We start from the raw sequence: 17,175 nt of genomic DNA, 5'->3' as shown, positions 1-17,175 counted from the left end.
GTAATAGCTGCGTAAGAAGCGTTAGCTCCCTTTTGTTGGAAGCCACTAGATTGTTCACTTTGTACTTTTACCTGATTCCATACCAAAAAACCGAGATAAACAAGTTTTAATGAATAAAAACACGTAAATCCTCGGCTTTCATTATGAACAACTTAAGGCATAATAACTTCCGGATATTTCAAAAAGAAAAAAGCGATTCATTTTAGGAATCGCACTTCTGGTTTGTTTAATTAGATTGTAGCTTCAATAGTGTTACTCCGTTTGCAATAACTCCGATAAACCCAGTAATTGCGAATACATATGCTACAAACAAAGGTGTTGAAGAAAGCGATTCAGTAAGTATTCTAAACATACCTACGCCAAAAATAAGCAAACTACCTATAATTGTAATAATTATTCGAGTTTTATTTTTCACTTTTCAAACCTCCTAGCATTATTCCCAACTTAGCTTTTAGTTTGATAACTCTATATACATATTAACATAATATTCAAACATTATGCCGTAATTAAATCAAAAAAGTTTTCTGGAAACGGAATGTCAGTGACACTTGCTTGTTGAATGATTACCTTACCCGATGTTAAATCAATTTTATTTGATCTTATAGAATCTTTTACAGCCTGTTCAGAATAATCTATTCCGAATATTCTTCCGTTTTTATTAATATGTGACAATAATTGGATCGTTTTCCCACCACCACAACCTACATCCAACACAATCGAATCTTCTCCAATTTTCATATTCGCTAAAGCCCATTTGTTCATTTCTGTATGAGCAGTATTCATTATCCTCAACATAAATGAACCTATAATTCCAACAGGATTCTTAGCTTGTTCTATCAATTGATTTAACAGGTTCATAACCGCACTACCTCTTTAGACTTCCTATTTCTTTATTTCCATATTTTTTTCTATAATTCCTTCCGAATTTGATGTTATTTTCGATAAACCTGCTTCTTTATTGCCTTAAAAGCCAAAAAAGTCCAAGTTATGCTAAGGATTGAAGATCTTGCATATTTTAGACTATTGAAATTGTAGATGAAGGCAGAATAGCTTATCTTTTAGAGGTACAATGTTTATTATTCAACAGGTATCCAGATTTCCATCTCATACTGATTTTTATCCTCTTTCCCAAACATATCCGTTTTTACAATTTCAATCTCGGGCATGCCTTCTTTTATTCTGAATCCTTCTTCATCAAATTTCTTCCAGAGTTTACAGTAAGTATGTGGAATTTCATAAGTAGGACCAATATGTTTGAATACAACATATTTTTGGTTAGGAAAAATATGTACGGTCATATCTTTTTCAATATCATCAAAAGCAACTGAATCTTTCTCAATTCCACAGGTATAGAAATAATGGTCACTTCTTGGCGGAAGGCATACTCCCACAATTTTATCCACATTATTTACACTGAAAAATTTAAACGATTTATCCCATAAAGTTGGAATAGGATGAACAATATCTGCACTCCATTTGCCTGCCGCACTATATCCTATTAATACAAACTCATTTTTTATCTGGACTTTGAATTCCATTAAATCATCCCGCCTTAATTATTTACTTTAAGGCAAGTTTAGTTCATTAGAATATTTTTTTCTTAACATATCTTGCTTGATTTGTATTAGCTTTTCTTTGATGACATCTTTTAACAAGCGTGTTGAGAACCAACGTCTCTGTTACTTGAATTTGAAAATGTGTTAATTTAATAACCATTTTCGAACAACATCTATAGAATTTTTAGTAGTATTGGAACCGTTTATGATGATATCTGCGTACCATTTTGTTGGTTCAACAAATTCGTTATGACGGTGTCTAACGATATCGAGATATTCCGAAGAAATTTCTTCAAAGGTTTCTTCGTTTAAATCTCTTTTTAATCTCCTTACTAATCTCTCATCTGATGGGCAATCAACAAATATCTTCAAATCAAGCTTTGCTCTAATTTCCTCAAAATACAAGACCATTAAGCCTTCAACAATTATGATATCAAACATATTAGATGACAATAAATTATTTATATCTTTATTTAGTTTGATAATATCAACAGAATTAGGGTGGTCATAATCATCATATTCTCTTCCATTGTAGGGAGCATTTACTTTTGGTTTTACTTCTTTAAAGTAATCATCAGTAGATATGATTTTAACTTTCAATAAATCTAAATGCTTTGCTAAACTACTACAAAAAGTAGTTTTTCCACTGCCTGAACCACCTGAAATTCCAATTACAATACTTCGGTCTATTTTTCTCATCATGGTCTCCTATAATTCCCAAGTTCTTCCGCTTACTTGGATACCAAACTGCTTCGTTCAAGAACTAAGCTCACGGTTCCCATATTCTTTCAACTTTTACTAGTTCTTGATTACTAAATTCCAATTTATATATGTCTGGTTTAGATGTATTATATAAAAAATTCAAGTCGTACACTGAATCATAAAAATTCATCATCAAAGTCATTACAACACCATGAGTACCAATTACTACTTTTTGACCACTATAGGTTACTAATATCTCCCTTAAGACTTTTATAGCTCGTTTCTGACAAGTCGCATTAGATTCTACTCCTGTTAAAGAGTAGTTTGGATTAGCGAATGATTTTTCTAGTAAAGGGTATAATTCCTGGTCACTAATTCTGTTAGATTCAGCAGATAAGGTTCTCTCTTTAAGTTCTTCATACACTAATACATCTTGTCCTATTTCATTGGCTAATATCTCAACCGTTAGTATTGAACGTAGGTATGGACTGGATACAACAGCGTTAATCCCCTCTGTTTTTAAAAGATCTGCTACTCGATTAGCATCTAATTCTCCTAATTGAGTTAATCCCCTGGTTCTTTCATCTCCAACTTTCGGTGAGTCTCCGTGTCTCACCAGATATATAAACGTATTCATAGTAACCCCCAGCTTACTTACTTTTTGTTATTCAAAAGAACCTTACTATTATCACAAATTAGTAAGGTTCTTTTATATCTATTCTACTTAAGGTAAAATTATCCTTCTTCCAGCAATTCAACATAAGCTCAATATTAGTTTAAGTACTCGCAAACTTCCATCACTACAATTATTTACGCCTGCTTACCCACTCTCTTGTAGCACATTTTTCCTTTCTGATATCTTACTCAAGGGGAAATTTAGTAAACTTTCTAAATAGATTCAATTCTAATTAAGAATCGCTATAATTACTGTTTGCCATTTTGTTCATTGGCAAAACCTTAAACATGAAGACATAAATAAATGCACTGATTAAAGCACATACCATAATAAATCCAAATATCAAAACGGGTGATAAAGAGACAGAGAGAATGACCGTTACGGGGGCAATTAATCGCCCTAGAGAATACTGGAGATTAGATGCTCCTATATACTGCCCCCTTGCATGTTTAGGTGAATAATGACTAACAAAATTTTGCACGACTGGGCCATGTATAATCTCTCCAATCGTTAAGATGACTGTAATGCCAAAAAGTAACCAAGCATTTGTGGTGAATCCAACTAAAAACATGCCAAATCCAGATAATAACGCTGCCAGTATTAGTGAATTTCGCTCACTCCAGCCATTCAAAATTTTGGTTATAGGAATAACACATAGAACAAACATAAGACCATTTAATCCTAACATCCATCCAAATACTTCCTCACTTCTTAATGTGACTGACCATTCACCATAAGAAAACAACTCTTGAGCCGGTACAAAGTTTCTAACATATACAGCTAAATATAAATCCAATTGCATCATAGAAACGGTTATAAAGATCCCTCCGAGAATGTATAAGAAGAACACCTTATCTTTAAGAATGACATAATAATTGACGAATTGTTGTGTTATGACGAATGACAACTTCTTGTTTTTTACCACATCTTCTTCGCGCTCCGGCATGGTTTCCCTAATAATAAACAATATGGCAATCGAATAAAGTAACGTAACCGCTGTACAAGTCCATAAAAGCTCACTGCGATATTGGAAAAATAATACTACACCTATGATTGGACCAAGAACAGCCCCAAGATTATTAGCCGATGTAAAGGTTGCAAACACACTACGCCTTTCTTCATCTGGCACTAGGTCGACGACCATTGCAGAACTAGCCGGTCTATAAAATGACTTCCCAATGCTAATTCCAATAAAAGCTACATAATCTAACCAAGGGGAAATAGAAAGGGAAAACAGGGCGAAAAAGACCACCTGCATAAATGCGCCTATTAGCATGATCTTCCGCCTTCCATATTGATCTGCTATATATCCTCCAATCATGCCCCCAAATATACTAATGATAGAAGGTACCGTCATCATCATACCTGCTTTAACTTCTCCCAATTCTTCACTGAAATAAATAGTTAGAAAGGGAAAATACATCCAAAACAACATGTTAAATAACGTCTCTCCAATTAGCCTTGTTTTTAAATTAATATCCCAAGAAAACCATTTCAAGTCAGTTTCTCCTCTTAATAAAGATTCCTGGCCAGGTACAATTAAGAATAAGATAAACTTTTTGGTAAATATAGACTTATATTTAAAATTCATTTAAACTAATACTATAGAAGCTAGGAAATTGGCTTCTTTAATTTGATTGACACACCTATAGAACGTATGTTCTTGTCTTGACTGAATGAAATATAAAGCAAAGCTCCTCTACGACTAATGGTAGAGGAGCTTTTTGTTTAAAATGTGTGTAATGGTCATCACATCTTACTAAAATAACAACTTCTGGCCTTTTGAATTTATAAATGCTACAGCTATTTTTAATATGTCATAAAGTTATACCCTTTTAGTTTAGTCTTCCATATTTTTCAAGATTATTGTACAATACCCTCGTTTTTTAAACAATAATTTCATCATTTATTTCATATTCCTTGTTGAACGAAACTGCGTCGTTCGTACAACAAGAAAAAAGACCGCCGCACCGATCACTTTCTGTAACTCTTGTACTCGTTTTTGCCCACTGGCGATTCAAATTAGTTGCTCATTATACACGCTAATTGGGTGTATTTTCTCTTCTAATAAGTTATTAATTATTTGCTTCATTACACTGGGTTCTCGTATGTCTTTGTTATCAAATGTTACAAGTTCATTTACTTTTATCCACTTGCTGTCAGAAATGACATCTTCTTCGAGATTTAGAGAACCTCCTGTAATCTCACCAACAAAATGAAATAAAATAACTTGATTGTTTGTATTACTAACAAAATTATATACACCAGTAGTACCAATAAGTTTTACATCAAACCCTGTTTCCTCTTTAACTTCCCTCTGAGCTGAATAGAGAATATCCTCACCGTTTTCGACATGACCACTTGGAAAGTTCCACTTATCCTTTGCATTAGGTTTACTCTCTTTGATAATCAAGACTCTATCGTCATGAAAGATTGACACACTTGCTACTAAAACAATTCCATCTTGAGACATCTGATTCTCCCCAATTCCATTTTAAAGTTACATTTATCTCTATTATACCTATTTAGCATTCTTTCACTAACCTGATCTAATTTTCAATCGTAAAAACTAAATTTTGGATACTTCCATAACCTGTTGCAGCGCCAACAGTAACTTCATCGTTTCCTTCTGGAATTTTACTGATCAATAATCTATAGTCTACTTTCTGATTAGGCATTAATATCAAAATTCTTCCTGGTGTATCCCTCTCCGTTAAATCTAAGTGATCCATTATTATTTCTTAATACCATTCTAATAAATTGGTCAACATAGCTTAAGATAAGTATAACGAACTTAATGGTGAATCTTAATAATGAAAAATACAAAAGTAACTATACGATTAGAACTATTGAATGCTATTTATGAAAATGTACCACAGGTTTTGGAAGTACAAGGATCCATTCTTTCCCCTCATTCGATTCCTTTACCTGAAGGCTATCAATTAACTAGAAAAAATATTGATTCATGTATAGTAAGCTTCAATAATAGTGATGGTTTTGGAGTGACTCGCAACAATACCATTTCAAACCTAACGGTACTAGCAAAACAAACAGAGCCATTTATACAGTCTGTGGCATTCCGGATATGGGGAAAAGTTAAAAAATGGATTAGCCATGATCCAGTCATTTCTTATGGCCCTAGCGGCATCGGATTTGTGAATTTTGGAACTGTAACAGATTTCTTGTCGCAGGATATTATTACCTATGGATTAGGAGCAAGTTGGATATATGATTATTGAAGAAAATATCACAACCTATGGACCTGTTGGCAAATCCCTAGTTAAAGGTGTTGTAAATATGAAACTTCCAGCAAACGCCGTAAGTATTAAATCAGGTGGCAAAATTGAAAGTTTGACCGTTAATGGAGATATTATTACGCACGGTGATGATGTTACAAGTTACGCATTAGAAGGTGGTGAAGTGAAGGAATTTAACATTGGAGGTGAAATCATTGCTTATGGAAAAATTTCAAAGCGAATTCTTTGATAAAAGGAATTCGCTATTTTTGTTTATTAATAGTTTATGGATTATTTATTCGATTAAATATCCCTATTGTTAAACCAAGCTATTGTTAGACGGGCACAGTTCATCTTATTAGATTTTACTCTTTTTTATTATTTTACTAAGTAATTAGTAAGTTCGAACTGACCGAACTCATTCTCGTAATATTCAATTTTAATTGGTGTATCTACTTCTATGGAACTCCAATTAACCTTACCAACACTTCCAATTTGAAGCGTCCTTACACCATTGCTAGTTTTTACTTCAATTGAATTTGCATCTACTTGACCTAAAAATATAGCATCTTCCACAACTAAAGCGGCATTTTTGTATTCAAGGCCAGACTTATTCTCATTTTCCTCCATTTTCTCCGATTCTACCTTTGTTTCTAATGAAGAACCACTTGATTTATCTTCATTTTTAACTGTATTCCCCTTTGAATTTACACAAGCTCCAAGGACGAATAAGAGTAGAATACTGATAATTATAAATCCATATATTTTATACATTCGTATCACCTCATAATTAAAAGACGAATTATAAAATGTAAAGGTTACAAATGTTTATTTTGACTGTGCTTTCGTCTGTATTCCTTTATTTCTCTACTTCGTTTCCGGTTTTCGTGCAAAAAAAGCTGAAATAAACAAGTTTTAATGAATAAAAACTCGTATATTCTCGGCTTTTCATTTTAGCAGCTTAAGGCATAATCGCCTCTTATAGTTAAATAAGATTTTGATATTCAAGCGTAATTATCATGTATTAATTTTTTGATTTTATGGAATGGCTCTTTCTTTTTAGAGATTTATCTAACATTAATAGAATTATGCTATAGATGCTCAAACCAACTATCATAAGAATTGCATTATTTGTTAAACTAATCGGTTCATATCCGCTATGGTTGTTAATATGATATTCTTCCCCTTTGTATGTGAACCAAATTATAGTAGATATAAAACCATACAAAATTATTAGGAATATAGATTTTATATAAACTAATGTTTTGTTCTTTGAAGAAATTGTTCGTAATTTATATAAAAAAAGACCACCATATACAAGCATAAAAATGATTACTTCATAAATCTCCATTTTTAGTCCCATTTCACTACCCCCTTTTCACACAAACCTGCCCCGTTCGTAGATCTCGTGCAAATAAACCGAGTTAATCAAGTTTTAATGAATAAAACTCGTATAATCTCGGCTTTCTGATTTAGCAACTTGAACTACAATCACAACCGTTCGTTCTTTAGTGGAAATATTATTCCTAAATAAAAGGTCATATATTATTTTATTATCTAAAGAAAAGCCCACGTTATGAATTTTCATTTGAATAAAAAATATTATTATTTATTTTGCTTGTTTATTATTCTTGAAAGAATCATGAAAGGTATAGAAAGTAAGAAACTTACAATAGTAAAATTAAATGAAAAAACAACCCTATCCTTCAACACTGGCGTTTCTCCCATAAGATAAAAATAAGATAACAAGAACATAAAGGGACTAGCAAACCAAGTAATTCTCATAGAGTAAAAAGACATAAATAATAAAGAACCTAAAACAGGAATCCAAATAATAAACGAGATATTCATAAATCCACCTTGCAGTTGAGTAAGAAAATATATAATCCCTATACCTATTACTAAACTGACATACATGTATCTAATAAAACTCATTTCTTTCAACTCCCTATGAAAATCTCAAGCCCAAATGTTCTTGCTGAACCACTTGAAGTTAAAATCCACATTATCCCGAAAAGTGATATTCATAGTCTAAAATTGATATTTACAGCTTTACCCTTCCTAATTCAACTTTACCATATTAATCCAGTACTTTAACTGAAATATATGATGAATCCTTTTTTTCTAGTTAAACTAACCTACTTCTATTACGAGATCAAGCGCCAAAAATCCAAGATATACAAGTTTGAATGAATAAAAACCCTTATATTTTCGGCTTTCTATATCAGCTGCATAAGTGACAATCGCTCATTTCTAAATCCCTCAAAAGGATTTTCCTACTCAGTAATATTTTCTTTTACTTTGGTGGTATCGTCCACTGGAATACGATAAGCAGAGCCTTCAGAATCTATCAAAAGACCTGTTTTACTGTCATTTTTTAATGTTAGAAGATATTTCTTATCTGTATTATCATCAAATTTTAGTACCATGTCGTAGTCGGATTTAATCAGCATTCATTCAAATGAAGGTGTTTTTTCAGCATTTTCTATCGCTTCAATAACTAAACCGATTGTGTCGGCATCTTTGAATATACTTTTCTGTTAAAATAGGTTGTTAATAATTAAAATTATTTGTTTAACATTTTTATCACTATAAGTAATAACAAAATCATTAACTGGATCTGATGAACAAGCGAAAAGTATTAAAAGTAACAGTGTATATATAAATAATATATATTTTTTCACTTAATCCCCCCAATTTTTATAAAAAATTCCAATTTAAAATTCCCCTTTAGCCGTTATATTTCCAAATATAAAACAAATAAACCGAGATTATACAAAAGATGAATGAAAATCTTGTATATTCTCGGCGTTCTTTATTAGCAACTTAAGGTACAATCGCTCTTCGTTTGTTAAGTACATTGTTTCACATATTGATTATAGAAGGATTATGCTCTTTTCCAGCGTTTAAGAGTTGGTAATAAAGTTGTCAGCTCTTTTCTTGCTTCTTCTTCGCCCATTGCTTCTCCCAAAACTGGTACCAGCATCTCAATCATTTCCTCCATAGTTAGATTAGGGTGAATGAATTTCCCGTCTTTATAGCAATTTGTACAGTAAATGCTTTTACTTCCATCTGGTTCTGTTGCTATAAAATGTGCATGCTCTTCGTTAAAAGGTAAGCCACAGCTTTGACACATGGTTACTTTTGTCATTTTTATCATTCCTTTCGAATGGTACATAAACTTTTTATAACATAATTTTCCCATAAAATTGTTCTAATATAAATTTGAAATTCATCTTTAAAAATCCTACACCGTTACATAAATAACAAAAGCTACCGAGATTGGCAACTGGCTCTTCAAATCCTTACTCTAAAGAGGTGGATTATATAACTTCCGTGACGAACATTCTTTTTTATTTCATAATTTCTTGCTTATCGAAATCCCTTAACGCCCAAGTTAAAATTTCATTTGCGTAAAGTCCTACATCGTCTGGTGAAATTTCCACAAATTTACTATCAATAAATGCAGCCCAATGGATGTTTTCTGAAGGTTTTTCAACCAATCCATTGATTCCTGTAATCATACCATTTGTTTCCGCCACATCAAAGTTGTTTTTGGTTATGTCGTAAATATTGTCTCCCTCTTCAAATGTTATATTTTTCTTTACTATAACTTTATTGTTTTGATCCATAATCTGAATAATGCCATTTACTTCTACTGCATATGCTGGATTCGCAAACCATAAATTAAACAAAAAGGGGAGTGCAAAAGCAAGTTTGTACATATAAATCCTCCTCAATTTTTTCTTATTTTTGCCTCATGTTAGTTAATTATGAGTGTTGTTTTCATAAAAAAACCCCAAACAAGTTGTTAGGGGTAATTTCAATTATAAATAGAATTAAATATAACAAATTTGGTTAATGGTACTGGTTTATCGCTAATTTAATCTAGGTTTTAAGCGATTAAAATGAATCAATTTTTTTGGCTTTTTAACCATCAAATTCATTAATGAATTTGTTTTTCAAATAACACATACCTGTTATTATTTTTTGAAACGATGCTCCATAACACGAGATTAACAATCAATAAACCTACTGAAATCAGGATTATTAGCTGAACTCCCAGTAAAAACAGTCCAGTAACCTGGCCGATCATCATCGCAATAACAGGCAGAACGATAATGCCGCCAAGGTTCTGGGCTTCCTGATACGTCTTCACCCTTGCTGATATTATGATATTCAGCAGCACCGAGAGCAAAATAACCATTGGGGAAAGACAGGTTATTAACGCCATCCAGTTACCTGATGGGAAGATCAGCACACCAAACAAAGGATACCCCAAAGAATTGATAATGACTCCACAAACAACAAAACTGATAAGTGAAACAAATAATGGCGGTATGAAAGATGCTAATATCTTGCTCAGAAATAACGTTTTAATCGAAATTGGTGAAAATAATAAACTTTCAAGCGTTCGGTTTTCCTTCTCTCCAACAAAGCTATTACCGGCTACTGTCATGGCAGTAATAATCGGAACCAGCAAAAATAAGGTTGGAAGAATAAAATTAATGAACATATAAACAATTTGCTGCTCAAGTGTATAAGAAGAAAACTCATTTCCCGTTGTACTTTTGAGAAAAGTATCAATTAGTTTCTGTCCATCATTTCCGACTATTTTTTCGACATCAAAAATTAGGGCACTCCCCATCACAATGGAAGGGAATATAACACAAAACATAATTGGAATGATAATCATGGTTACTAGCAATGTTTTACTTCTAAAAATATCTTTAATGTCTTTTTTGATCAGAGCTATACTAATATATGTACCCATTACTTGCCCTCCCTTACCCTGAAATAAATCGATTGTAAGTCATTATTCAGAATTGTAACCGAATAAACAGGACTCGTCTTCAGCAAGCCATTTAGCAACTGAGGGATATCATTTTTAGAAGGTAGATCAAAAACTACCATGGATTCTCCTATTATTCTGCAAGGAAACCCTGAATATTGGTTTCCTTGTGGCTTAAAGGTGGTATTCACTTTCACGATAACGTTTTGAACATATTTATCCTCTAACTCTTTTAAAGTTCCTTGTTCCGCTATCGTCCCATTTTCAATGAAAGCAAAAGAATCACAGATTGTCTCCAATTGATGAAGGACATGTGAACAAATGATAATTGTGGTCCCTGTTTCCTGATTATATTTTTTTAAATAGGATAAGACCATCTGAATTCCATCAGGGTCCAATCCATTTGTCGGTTCATCTAAAAACAAAATGTCTGGTTTGTGCAACAGCGCTTTAGCCAATGCCAACCGCTTTTTCATTCCGGTGCTATACTTTCCTACTGGCTTATCCTGATGTTCTTTCAAATCAAACAAGTCAAGTAGCTCTACCACTCTTCTCTTATCCGTTACCCCATATAATTCTGCGAATAATTCTAGGTTCTCTTTACCGCTCATCTGGTGATAAAGTCCTGCGCTTTCCGTCACAATACCAGATATTTTTCTAATTGCATCTCCCCCTAGGGTTGGATCCATTCCGTTTAATAAAATCGAACCCTTTTCCGGTTTGATAACGCCATTCAATATTCTTATAAAGGTCGTTTTCCCAGCTCCATTTGGGCCCAAAAGCCCAACAACCTCCCCTTTTTTTACCTTGAAGTTTACATTTTCTAATACTGATTGTTGACCAAATGATTTATACAAACCTTCCACATGAATAAAACTAGTCATTTTTCAATACCCCTCTAAAATTATCAAAAACAAACTTGTACATTTAATTACCCTTGCTTGTTACTACCTTCCTTTAGTTGTATATATTACTGCTTAACCACCCCATTTTTGATTAAGAAAATAAATCCCGAAGAAGAAAGATTACAACTCTTCCATATACATTCAGCTATAAAAACATTATAACCTAGAGGTTCTCAAAGTTGGTAAAAAATATGATGTATAATATCTAATAGTTTCAAAGTATCAGAATTTACTTATAACATTTCGAGAATATTATTTAGATAGATTGGGTTGGATTCCAACTTTCATTTGCAACATATCGAAAAATGAAAGATCTGTAAAAATTCATTGCTTCTTCTGCCTTTCTATCTTAAAACATTAAAAATGGCGTGACCTTTTCCATAATAAATCTACTCCTTTTAGTATCTATTTTCTAAGTTAAACTTGTATTTATATCCAATTTTTTACTAACCTGCTCATAAACTCTTTTATAAAAAAAAAAAACCAAGATCCTACAGGATGAATAAAATCCCGTATTATCTCGGTTTTAGATAGCTCATATTTATGGAGGAATTACTCTCGTTAATTCAAGAAGGAATATTTTAAGACTTTTATAAATCCACAGCCATAGGGGTGCCAACCTTTAATTTAACTCTGAATGTCCCTATTCTTCTTCTGTTGAATAATAAAGATTAAACCTTTTAACATTAATAGAACATGATAATATATGAGAGCAGGGATAAATCCACCAAACCAGATTGAGCTATCCCTAATAATTATCTCTCCTTCCAAAATAACAAGTAGCATATAGAATGCCATAATTCCAATTACTCCGTACAAAACTATATTTAAAAAATATCTACCAATACTGCTCCGAATCACGATTTTTCGGTTTGCCATGTCAATTAAATATGAAACTGGAATTCCAAATATTAAATAACCGAAAAAGATAATTATCACCAAATAAAGTGCAATACCATTTGAGATAATGCTTCCACTTATTGGTTGTGCTAAATAAAGAAAACAAACAATAGTAGAAACTATTGCAGTGGTAATTCTGATTAACATTCAATTCGCCTCCTTCATCTTTTGTACGTATTTATATTCATCATAATGGTTTTTTCCTTCTTATGGGAGTAAACTCCTTCTTTACTACACAAGTGAAAGAAAAACTGAAAATACATCAGGTGAAATGAATAAATACCTGTATATTTTCAGCTTTTTAATATGGATCTTTAACCAACAATAGCCTTACGTAACTTTCTTAAGAAAAGAAGCTATATTAGCTGGTTTAGTTATATATAAAGACTTACACAATAATTGCATAAGTTATCATTTCTTACGTTTTCGTTCTAAAAATATAGGTGCTATATTTAGCAAGATAGAAACAATTGTCAAAAACCAAAATGCCCTTGCCATACCAGGTATTACATCCGATAAAGCCGCCCAATCTTCCACTTTTACCCACCGAGTTAGATAACTGTAATCTGCACAAATTGTTAATGCTGTAAATGATAATGCCATCGCCATAGCAAGCTTATAATCCTTTCCTGCTGCATATAAAGAAAGATTTATAACAGTTACTACTATGGCAATAAACCCTAATATTAACCACATAACTATAACCCCATTTATTTTTATTTATGTCGTGTAATAATACTAATGCGCATCATCTCAATTTTTAAAATTACTTTTTTATTAGACATTAATACGTTAAATCTTATTTTATAGTAAATGCTCCACCTTTTGTGATTTCTTATTGAACAAACCTGCGTCTTTTATGTCCTTATAAAATAAAAAAGTCCAAGATACACAGAGGATATGTTTAATATGCTCCCCAATAAGTAGCCAGATTTTTATTTTTTAATCTGTCTACGTAAAGGGGAGCATATCATGGAGAATTCCTGTATTTTTTCAGCTTTTTATTATTGAACTTCAAACCACAATCGCTCTCTTTACTTCCTTAAGGAAGGATCCACTATTAGCTGGTTTAGTTCAACAAGAAAATTAACGTTGTATATCCTTTTCATATATTTCAGCAACAAATTCAAAGTCTAAATCGTCTTTGTTTATAAATACACTTGTCTTAGAAGGATAATCTGTTAATGTAGAAACAATATCAACCTCAACAAGATTGAACCTTACATTGTAAGCTTCCTCTATATCCAGCCCACCAGTTAAAAAATGTACCCCATCACCAAATGATTTAAAAACTAACACTTTTTCATCCAAATCGCTTTTATCCATCTCAATCCACTCATAGTTTATCAGAGCTTTGAACGTATGATGTTTCGGAGTACATTCAATATGATTTATCCCTTTATAGCATTTTAAAGTAAACATATACGAATGGGTTTCATTACGATTAATGTCAATCCCATATTTAAAAGCAAAAGTATTGTAAACCATCTCATAAAATAACGGAATTACTATATCATCCCAAGAGTCATAAGCGAAAGCATTTATTGGTATTAAGTGGGGATACAAACTGACGATAGCTTGTTGGAAATTCAGTAAGATTGATGTATCAGAAATTCCTTGCAAAGCCTCATCTATTTCGTGTTCAAACTCTTTTAATCGTCTATTATCAATCATAATATTCCTCCCAAGAATCGGAACTTTTGTTATGTATTCAAGATTAGTAAAAAATATCCTTCTTGTGCTAGCCTGCGTCTTTACCTGATTCCCTACCAAAAAAGCCGAGATAACCAAGTCTTAATGAATAAAATCTCGTATATTCTCGGCTCTCTCCATGAACAGCTTAAGGCATAAATGCACCCATTAGTTTAAGTGCAAACCTTCACAAATACCAAAAATCATTCAATAAGAAAAAGTATTACCCTTGATTAGCTGGATGATGACAGCTCTGCTAGTCACTAGCCCTAACATTTACTTTGCCCCTGATTACACCAACACTGGTACTGGGCCTTACAGTTAAATCAATTACTATTACACCAGACTAAAATAAGGCTGACCCAGAAGAATTCAATAGGTCAGCCTTTATTGGTTATCATTTTTATTTAGGTTTACGCATTCTCTTTACCGCCAAATTTGAAGCCGAAATGACCGTTGTATTTACCAAGATTACCGCCAAGATGAGCGCCTATTCCTTGGCCGCCGCCTAGCTGGCCGCCTGCTTGAACACCAAGACCTTGTTGGCCTCCTAACTGGCCGCCCGCATGAACGCCAAGACCTTGGCCGCCGCCTAGCTGGCCGCCTGCCTGAACACCAAGACCGTGCTGGCCTCCTAACTGGCCGCCCGCATGAATGCCAAGACCTTGGCCGCCGCCTAAGTTGCCGCCTGCCTGAACACCAAGACCGTGCTGGCCCCCTAAATGACCGCCTGCCTGAATGCCGAGCACTTGACCGCCGCCTAGCTGGCTGCCTGCTTGGACGCCAAGACCATGCTGGCCCCCTAAATAACCGCCTGCATGGACACCTATCCCTTGACCGCCGCCTAGCTGGCTTCCCGAATAAACCCCAAGACCATGTTCTCCTCCTAAATGACCGCCAACATTGTAGCCAGTCCCCTGTCCGCTTCCCAAATGGCCATCGGCATACATACCTGCCATTTGACCTCCTATATGCCAATATCCTGGAGGATAAGTTCCATAATAAGAGGCGGGATAAGGATAAGAATATTGATAATAGGACTGAGGATAAGGCTGGGACCTATAGGGATAACTAAATGGATATATTACCATTTTCCTAAACCTCCAATCAGATTCATGCTTTAGTCTATGCGCCATAAATAAGGTATGATACTTAACTAAACGAAGACAGAAAAATGGGCAGTGGCCTTGATTTTGCCATAAAAGGAGTCCCAAAACTATGTGCTCGGGACTCCCATTCCTAAAAATGATCAATCATGTTTTTTTGCATAGTCAAAATCAAATTCGCATTCTTCCAGTTTTACTACCTTTGTCTTATTGATGGGGTATCGCCAACATTTCGGAAATTTTGTACGCTAAGCAAATTCAAACATTAAAAAGTCGAATTCCCTGTACATTAAGGAACCGACTTTTTTATCTGACTTCTTCAAGTAACGCTATCCGTTAGCGAAAGAGCGTATTCGCTTTTTATAAAATCAATCTGTTAATGCTATTCTTAAAGAAAATCAGACTTAAAAAAAGGATTAACTCTAATTTCCCTCAAAAAGTATTTTATTGGTGTGTACTTGTTTAAATATTCTCGTTTAGGAATTAACACTTTCCTTTTCAAACGCTCATGTAGCTTCTGGTCAATATTGAAGGTTGAATTAGCATATTTTTCACCATTTTCTTCTTCAATCTTAATTAAAAATGAAATGATATATTCATGCATAATAGGGAAATCCTTTTCGATTTGCTGGTGATTCTCTATAAATGCCTTTATAAACTCTTCTAAATTAGATTTTGCATTCAGAAACGGAAAATTACAAAGGCTATAGCAATTCCCTAAATTTACTGCAAATACAGCAACCGCATAGCGACGAGTTTCTTTATCTGGAGAGCCAAAATAATTGTAATACGCTTCTTCCTCAAAGATTCGACCTGTATCAAAATATCCGATTTCAAATCCCATAAGCCCTCTTTTTACTTTTTCAATAATCTCGTTCGACACAACGATTCCCCCAAACAATGAATCAATTATTCCCTTTATATTACCATAAAACATCTTCTCTTTATTGCACTAACCTGCTTCCATTACTCCAATAAGAAAGAGCTATTCTCATTCTTGAAGAATAGCTCCAGTCACTTGAATAAGTTAAATTGGATTTTATTATATGCTTTGCTTGTGGTCTGAATCCTTTATGCGATTACCACTAGTATTAATAACAAAAACTAGGAGTGCTACAATGATGATATAGAAAACTAAGCCAGTATTAGAAAAATGAATCCCTTCTAAATACGAATTTAACCAAATAACAAAAATAGTAAATGCTATAAAGTTTAATATTATAGCTGCTGACCATATGACTTTCTTTGTTGATTTGTTCTTTAAGCGAATATCCATTAAAAAGCTAATAATTTCAAAGGGAACTGACCATATCATTACGAATATGGAAAAAGCTAATACGGATTTCCAACTATTAACTTCAATTCCCAAGAAGGGAATAAAACTAAGGCAAAATACAATACTGAATAAAACCCCTAAATATAAAACGATAATTAAAATAGCAACAAATATTAAGCCTATAACATTTTTAATTTTCTCCACTTTACCTCTCCTTTCTGGACCCTATATCTTAATTTCAAAAAATTATATCTAATTTCTTGTTCCACTAAACTGCGTCTTATATGTAGTATATCAGGGCGTAGTATTTAACGTTAATATCGTTAAATACTAT

Annotated in this window: 20 protein-coding genes and 1 pseudogene; 2 read left to right on the top strand and 19 right to left on the bottom strand. The window is 33.2% G+C overall.

Annotated elements, in window-relative coordinates; all coding sequences use genetic code 11:
- Positions 1-226: 226 nt before the first annotated feature.
- The 7 genes and pseudogenes from ACX9YW_RS00105 to ACX9YW_RS00075 form a co-directional block, all read right to left on the bottom strand.
- Positions 227-415, bottom strand: coding sequence for a hypothetical protein (locus tag ACX9YW_RS00105; RefSeq protein WP_460339954.1), 189 nt, complete (start codon positions 413-415; stop codon positions 227-229).
- Between the two features lie 83 nt (positions 416-498).
- Positions 499-858 (bottom strand): annotated as a pseudogene (locus tag ACX9YW_RS00100) (class I SAM-dependent methyltransferase); the annotation flags it as partial.
- 218 nt (positions 859-1,076) lie between these two features.
- Positions 1,077-1,538, bottom strand: a complete 462-nt coding sequence (locus tag ACX9YW_RS00095) for a GyrI-like domain-containing protein (protein ID WP_460339951.1) — start codon at positions 1,536-1,538, stop codon at positions 1,077-1,079.
- Between the two features lie 162 nt (positions 1,539-1,700).
- Positions 1,701-2,258 (bottom strand): uridine kinase family protein, encoded by a 558-nt coding sequence (locus tag ACX9YW_RS00090; RefSeq protein ID WP_460339948.1) that lies wholly within the window; start codon positions 2,256-2,258, stop codon positions 1,701-1,703.
- A gap of 67 nt (positions 2,259-2,325) precedes the next feature.
- Positions 2,326-2,895, bottom strand: coding sequence for a histidine phosphatase family protein (locus ACX9YW_RS00085; protein ID WP_460339945.1), 570 nt, complete (start codon positions 2,893-2,895; stop codon positions 2,326-2,328).
- A gap of 271 nt (positions 2,896-3,166) precedes the next feature.
- Positions 3,167-4,432, bottom strand: a complete 1,266-nt coding sequence (locus ACX9YW_RS00080; protein ID WP_460339942.1) for an MDR family MFS transporter — start codon at positions 4,430-4,432, stop codon at positions 3,167-3,169.
- Positions 4,433-4,951: 519 nt separating this feature from the next.
- Entirely contained in the window at positions 4,952-5,407 is a 456-nt protein-coding gene (locus ACX9YW_RS00075) for an NUDIX hydrolase (protein WP_460339936.1), read from the bottom strand.
- Positions 5,408-5,747: 340 nt separating this feature from the next.
- Here ACX9YW_RS00075 and ACX9YW_RS00070 point away from each other — a divergent pair, with 340 nt between their 5' ends.
- Both ACX9YW_RS00070 and ACX9YW_RS00065 read left to right on the top strand, forming a co-directional pair.
- Positions 5,748-6,173: a hypothetical protein gene (locus ACX9YW_RS00070; RefSeq protein WP_460339933.1), complete on the top strand. Its 426-nt coding sequence runs from the start codon at positions 5,748-5,750 to the stop codon at positions 6,171-6,173.
- Positions 6,163-6,420, top strand: a complete 258-nt coding sequence (locus ACX9YW_RS00065) for a hypothetical protein (RefSeq protein WP_460339930.1) — start codon at positions 6,163-6,165, stop codon at positions 6,418-6,420. Before ACX9YW_RS00070 ends, ACX9YW_RS00065 begins: the two co-directional genes overlap by 11 nt.
- A 128-nt stretch (positions 6,421-6,548) precedes the next feature.
- Here ACX9YW_RS00065 and ACX9YW_RS00060 read toward each other — a convergent pair whose 3' ends face one another.
- From ACX9YW_RS00060 to ACX9YW_RS00005, 12 genes are all read right to left on the bottom strand, one after another.
- Complete coding sequence (locus tag ACX9YW_RS00060) at positions 6,549-6,944, bottom strand: LytA/YqiH family protein (RefSeq protein WP_460339928.1); 396 nt, start codon at positions 6,942-6,944, stop codon at positions 6,549-6,551.
- Between the two features lie 831 nt (positions 6,945-7,775).
- Positions 7,776-8,105, bottom strand: coding sequence for a hypothetical protein (locus ACX9YW_RS00055; protein WP_460339925.1), 330 nt, complete (start codon positions 8,103-8,105; stop codon positions 7,776-7,778).
- A gap of 952 nt (positions 8,106-9,057) precedes the next feature.
- A complete protein-coding gene (locus tag ACX9YW_RS00050) occupies positions 9,058-9,321 on the bottom strand; it encodes a zinc ribbon domain-containing protein (protein ID WP_460339922.1) in 264 nt (87 codons plus the stop codon).
- Between the two features lie 202 nt (positions 9,322-9,523).
- Entirely contained in the window at positions 9,524-9,895 is a 372-nt protein-coding gene (locus ACX9YW_RS00045; protein ID WP_460339919.1) for a DUF4430 domain-containing protein, read from the bottom strand.
- Positions 9,896-10,116: 221 nt separating this feature from the next.
- Positions 10,117-10,944, bottom strand: a complete 828-nt coding sequence (locus tag ACX9YW_RS00040; protein ID WP_460339917.1) for an ABC transporter permease subunit — start codon at positions 10,942-10,944, stop codon at positions 10,117-10,119.
- Positions 10,944-11,846 carry an ABC transporter ATP-binding protein gene (locus ACX9YW_RS00035; protein WP_460339914.1) on the bottom strand — a complete coding sequence of 301 codons (903 nt, stop codon included), beginning with the start codon at positions 11,844-11,846 and terminating at the stop codon, positions 10,944-10,946. The genes ACX9YW_RS00040 and ACX9YW_RS00035 overlap by 1 nt, the downstream gene beginning before the upstream one ends.
- A 648-nt stretch (positions 11,847-12,494) precedes the next feature.
- Positions 12,495-12,914 (bottom strand): hypothetical protein, encoded by a 420-nt coding sequence (locus ACX9YW_RS00030; RefSeq protein ID WP_460339910.1) that lies wholly within the window; start codon positions 12,912-12,914, stop codon positions 12,495-12,497.
- Between the two features lie 264 nt (positions 12,915-13,178).
- On the bottom strand, positions 13,179-13,463 hold the full coding sequence (locus tag ACX9YW_RS00025; RefSeq protein ID WP_460339907.1) for a hypothetical protein: 285 nt from the start codon (positions 13,461-13,463) through the stop codon (positions 13,179-13,181).
- A gap of 390 nt (positions 13,464-13,853) precedes the next feature.
- Complete coding sequence (locus ACX9YW_RS00020) at positions 13,854-14,441, bottom strand: hypothetical protein (protein WP_460339904.1); 588 nt, start codon at positions 14,439-14,441, stop codon at positions 13,854-13,856.
- 431 nt (positions 14,442-14,872) lie between these two features.
- Positions 14,873-15,418: a hypothetical protein gene (locus tag ACX9YW_RS00015; RefSeq protein ID WP_460339901.1), complete on the bottom strand. Its 546-nt coding sequence runs from the start codon at positions 15,416-15,418 to the stop codon at positions 14,873-14,875.
- Positions 15,419-15,953: 535 nt separating this feature from the next.
- Positions 15,954-16,448 carry a hypothetical protein gene (locus ACX9YW_RS00010; RefSeq protein ID WP_460339898.1) on the bottom strand — a complete coding sequence of 165 codons (495 nt, stop codon included), beginning with the start codon at positions 16,446-16,448 and terminating at the stop codon, positions 15,954-15,956.
- Between the two features lie 159 nt (positions 16,449-16,607).
- On the bottom strand, positions 16,608-17,045 hold the full coding sequence (locus tag ACX9YW_RS00005) for a YrvL family regulatory protein (protein WP_460339895.1): 438 nt from the start codon (positions 17,043-17,045) through the stop codon (positions 16,608-16,610).
- Between the last annotated feature and the right edge of the window lie 130 nt (positions 17,046-17,175).

It is taken from the genome of Pseudoneobacillus rhizolycopersici, from assembly GCF_054786815.1.
The sequence above is the reverse complement of the archived record's forward strand: the minus strand, read 5'-3'. Positions and strand labels throughout refer to the sequence as shown.

Excerpts from the sequence above, each read along its gene's own strand:
- ACX9YW_RS00095 (WP_460339951.1), bottom strand. The coding sequence starts at position 1,538 with ATGGAATTCAAAGTCCAGATAAAAAATGAGTTTGTATTAATAGGATAT.
- ACX9YW_RS00090 (WP_460339948.1), bottom strand. The coding sequence starts at position 2,258 with ATGATGAGAAAAATAGACCGAAGTATTGTAATTGGAATTTCAGGTGGT.
- ACX9YW_RS00085 (WP_460339945.1), bottom strand. The coding sequence starts at position 2,895 with ATGAATACGTTTATATATCTGGTGAGACACGGAGACTCACCGAAAGTT.
- ACX9YW_RS00075 (WP_460339936.1), bottom strand. The coding sequence starts at position 5,407 with ATGTCTCAAGATGGAATTGTTTTAGTAGCAAGTGTGTCAATCTTTCAT.
- ACX9YW_RS00070 (WP_460339933.1), top strand. The coding sequence starts at position 5,748 with ATGAAAAATACAAAAGTAACTATACGATTAGAACTATTGAATGCTATT.
- ACX9YW_RS00065 (WP_460339930.1), top strand. The coding sequence starts at position 6,163 with ATGATTATTGAAGAAAATATCACAACCTATGGACCTGTTGGCAAATCC.
- ACX9YW_RS00060 (WP_460339928.1), bottom strand. The coding sequence starts at position 6,944 with ATGTATAAAATATATGGATTTATAATTATCAGTATTCTACTCTTATTC.
- ACX9YW_RS00055 (WP_460339925.1), bottom strand. The coding sequence starts at position 8,105 with ATGAGTTTTATTAGATACATGTATGTCAGTTTAGTAATAGGTATAGGG.
- ACX9YW_RS00050 (WP_460339922.1), bottom strand. The coding sequence starts at position 9,321 with ATGACAAAAGTAACCATGTGTCAAAGCTGTGGCTTACCTTTTAACGAA.
- ACX9YW_RS00045 (WP_460339919.1), bottom strand. The coding sequence starts at position 9,895 with ATGTACAAACTTGCTTTTGCACTCCCCTTTTTGTTTAATTTATGGTTT.
- ACX9YW_RS00040 (WP_460339917.1), bottom strand. The coding sequence starts at position 10,944 with ATGGGTACATATATTAGTATAGCTCTGATCAAAAAAGACATTAAAGAT.
- ACX9YW_RS00035 (WP_460339914.1), bottom strand. The coding sequence starts at position 11,846 with ATGACTAGTTTTATTCATGTGGAAGGTTTGTATAAATCATTTGGTCAA.
- ACX9YW_RS00030 (WP_460339910.1), bottom strand. The coding sequence starts at position 12,914 with ATGTTAATCAGAATTACCACTGCAATAGTTTCTACTATTGTTTGTTTT.
- ACX9YW_RS00025 (WP_460339907.1), bottom strand. The coding sequence starts at position 13,463 with ATGTGGTTAATATTAGGGTTTATTGCCATAGTAGTAACTGTTATAAAT.
- ACX9YW_RS00020 (WP_460339904.1), bottom strand. The coding sequence starts at position 14,441 with ATGATTGATAATAGACGATTAAAAGAGTTTGAACACGAAATAGATGAG.
- ACX9YW_RS00015 (WP_460339901.1), bottom strand. The coding sequence starts at position 15,418 with ATGGCAGGTATGTATGCCGATGGCCATTTGGGAAGCGGACAGGGGACT.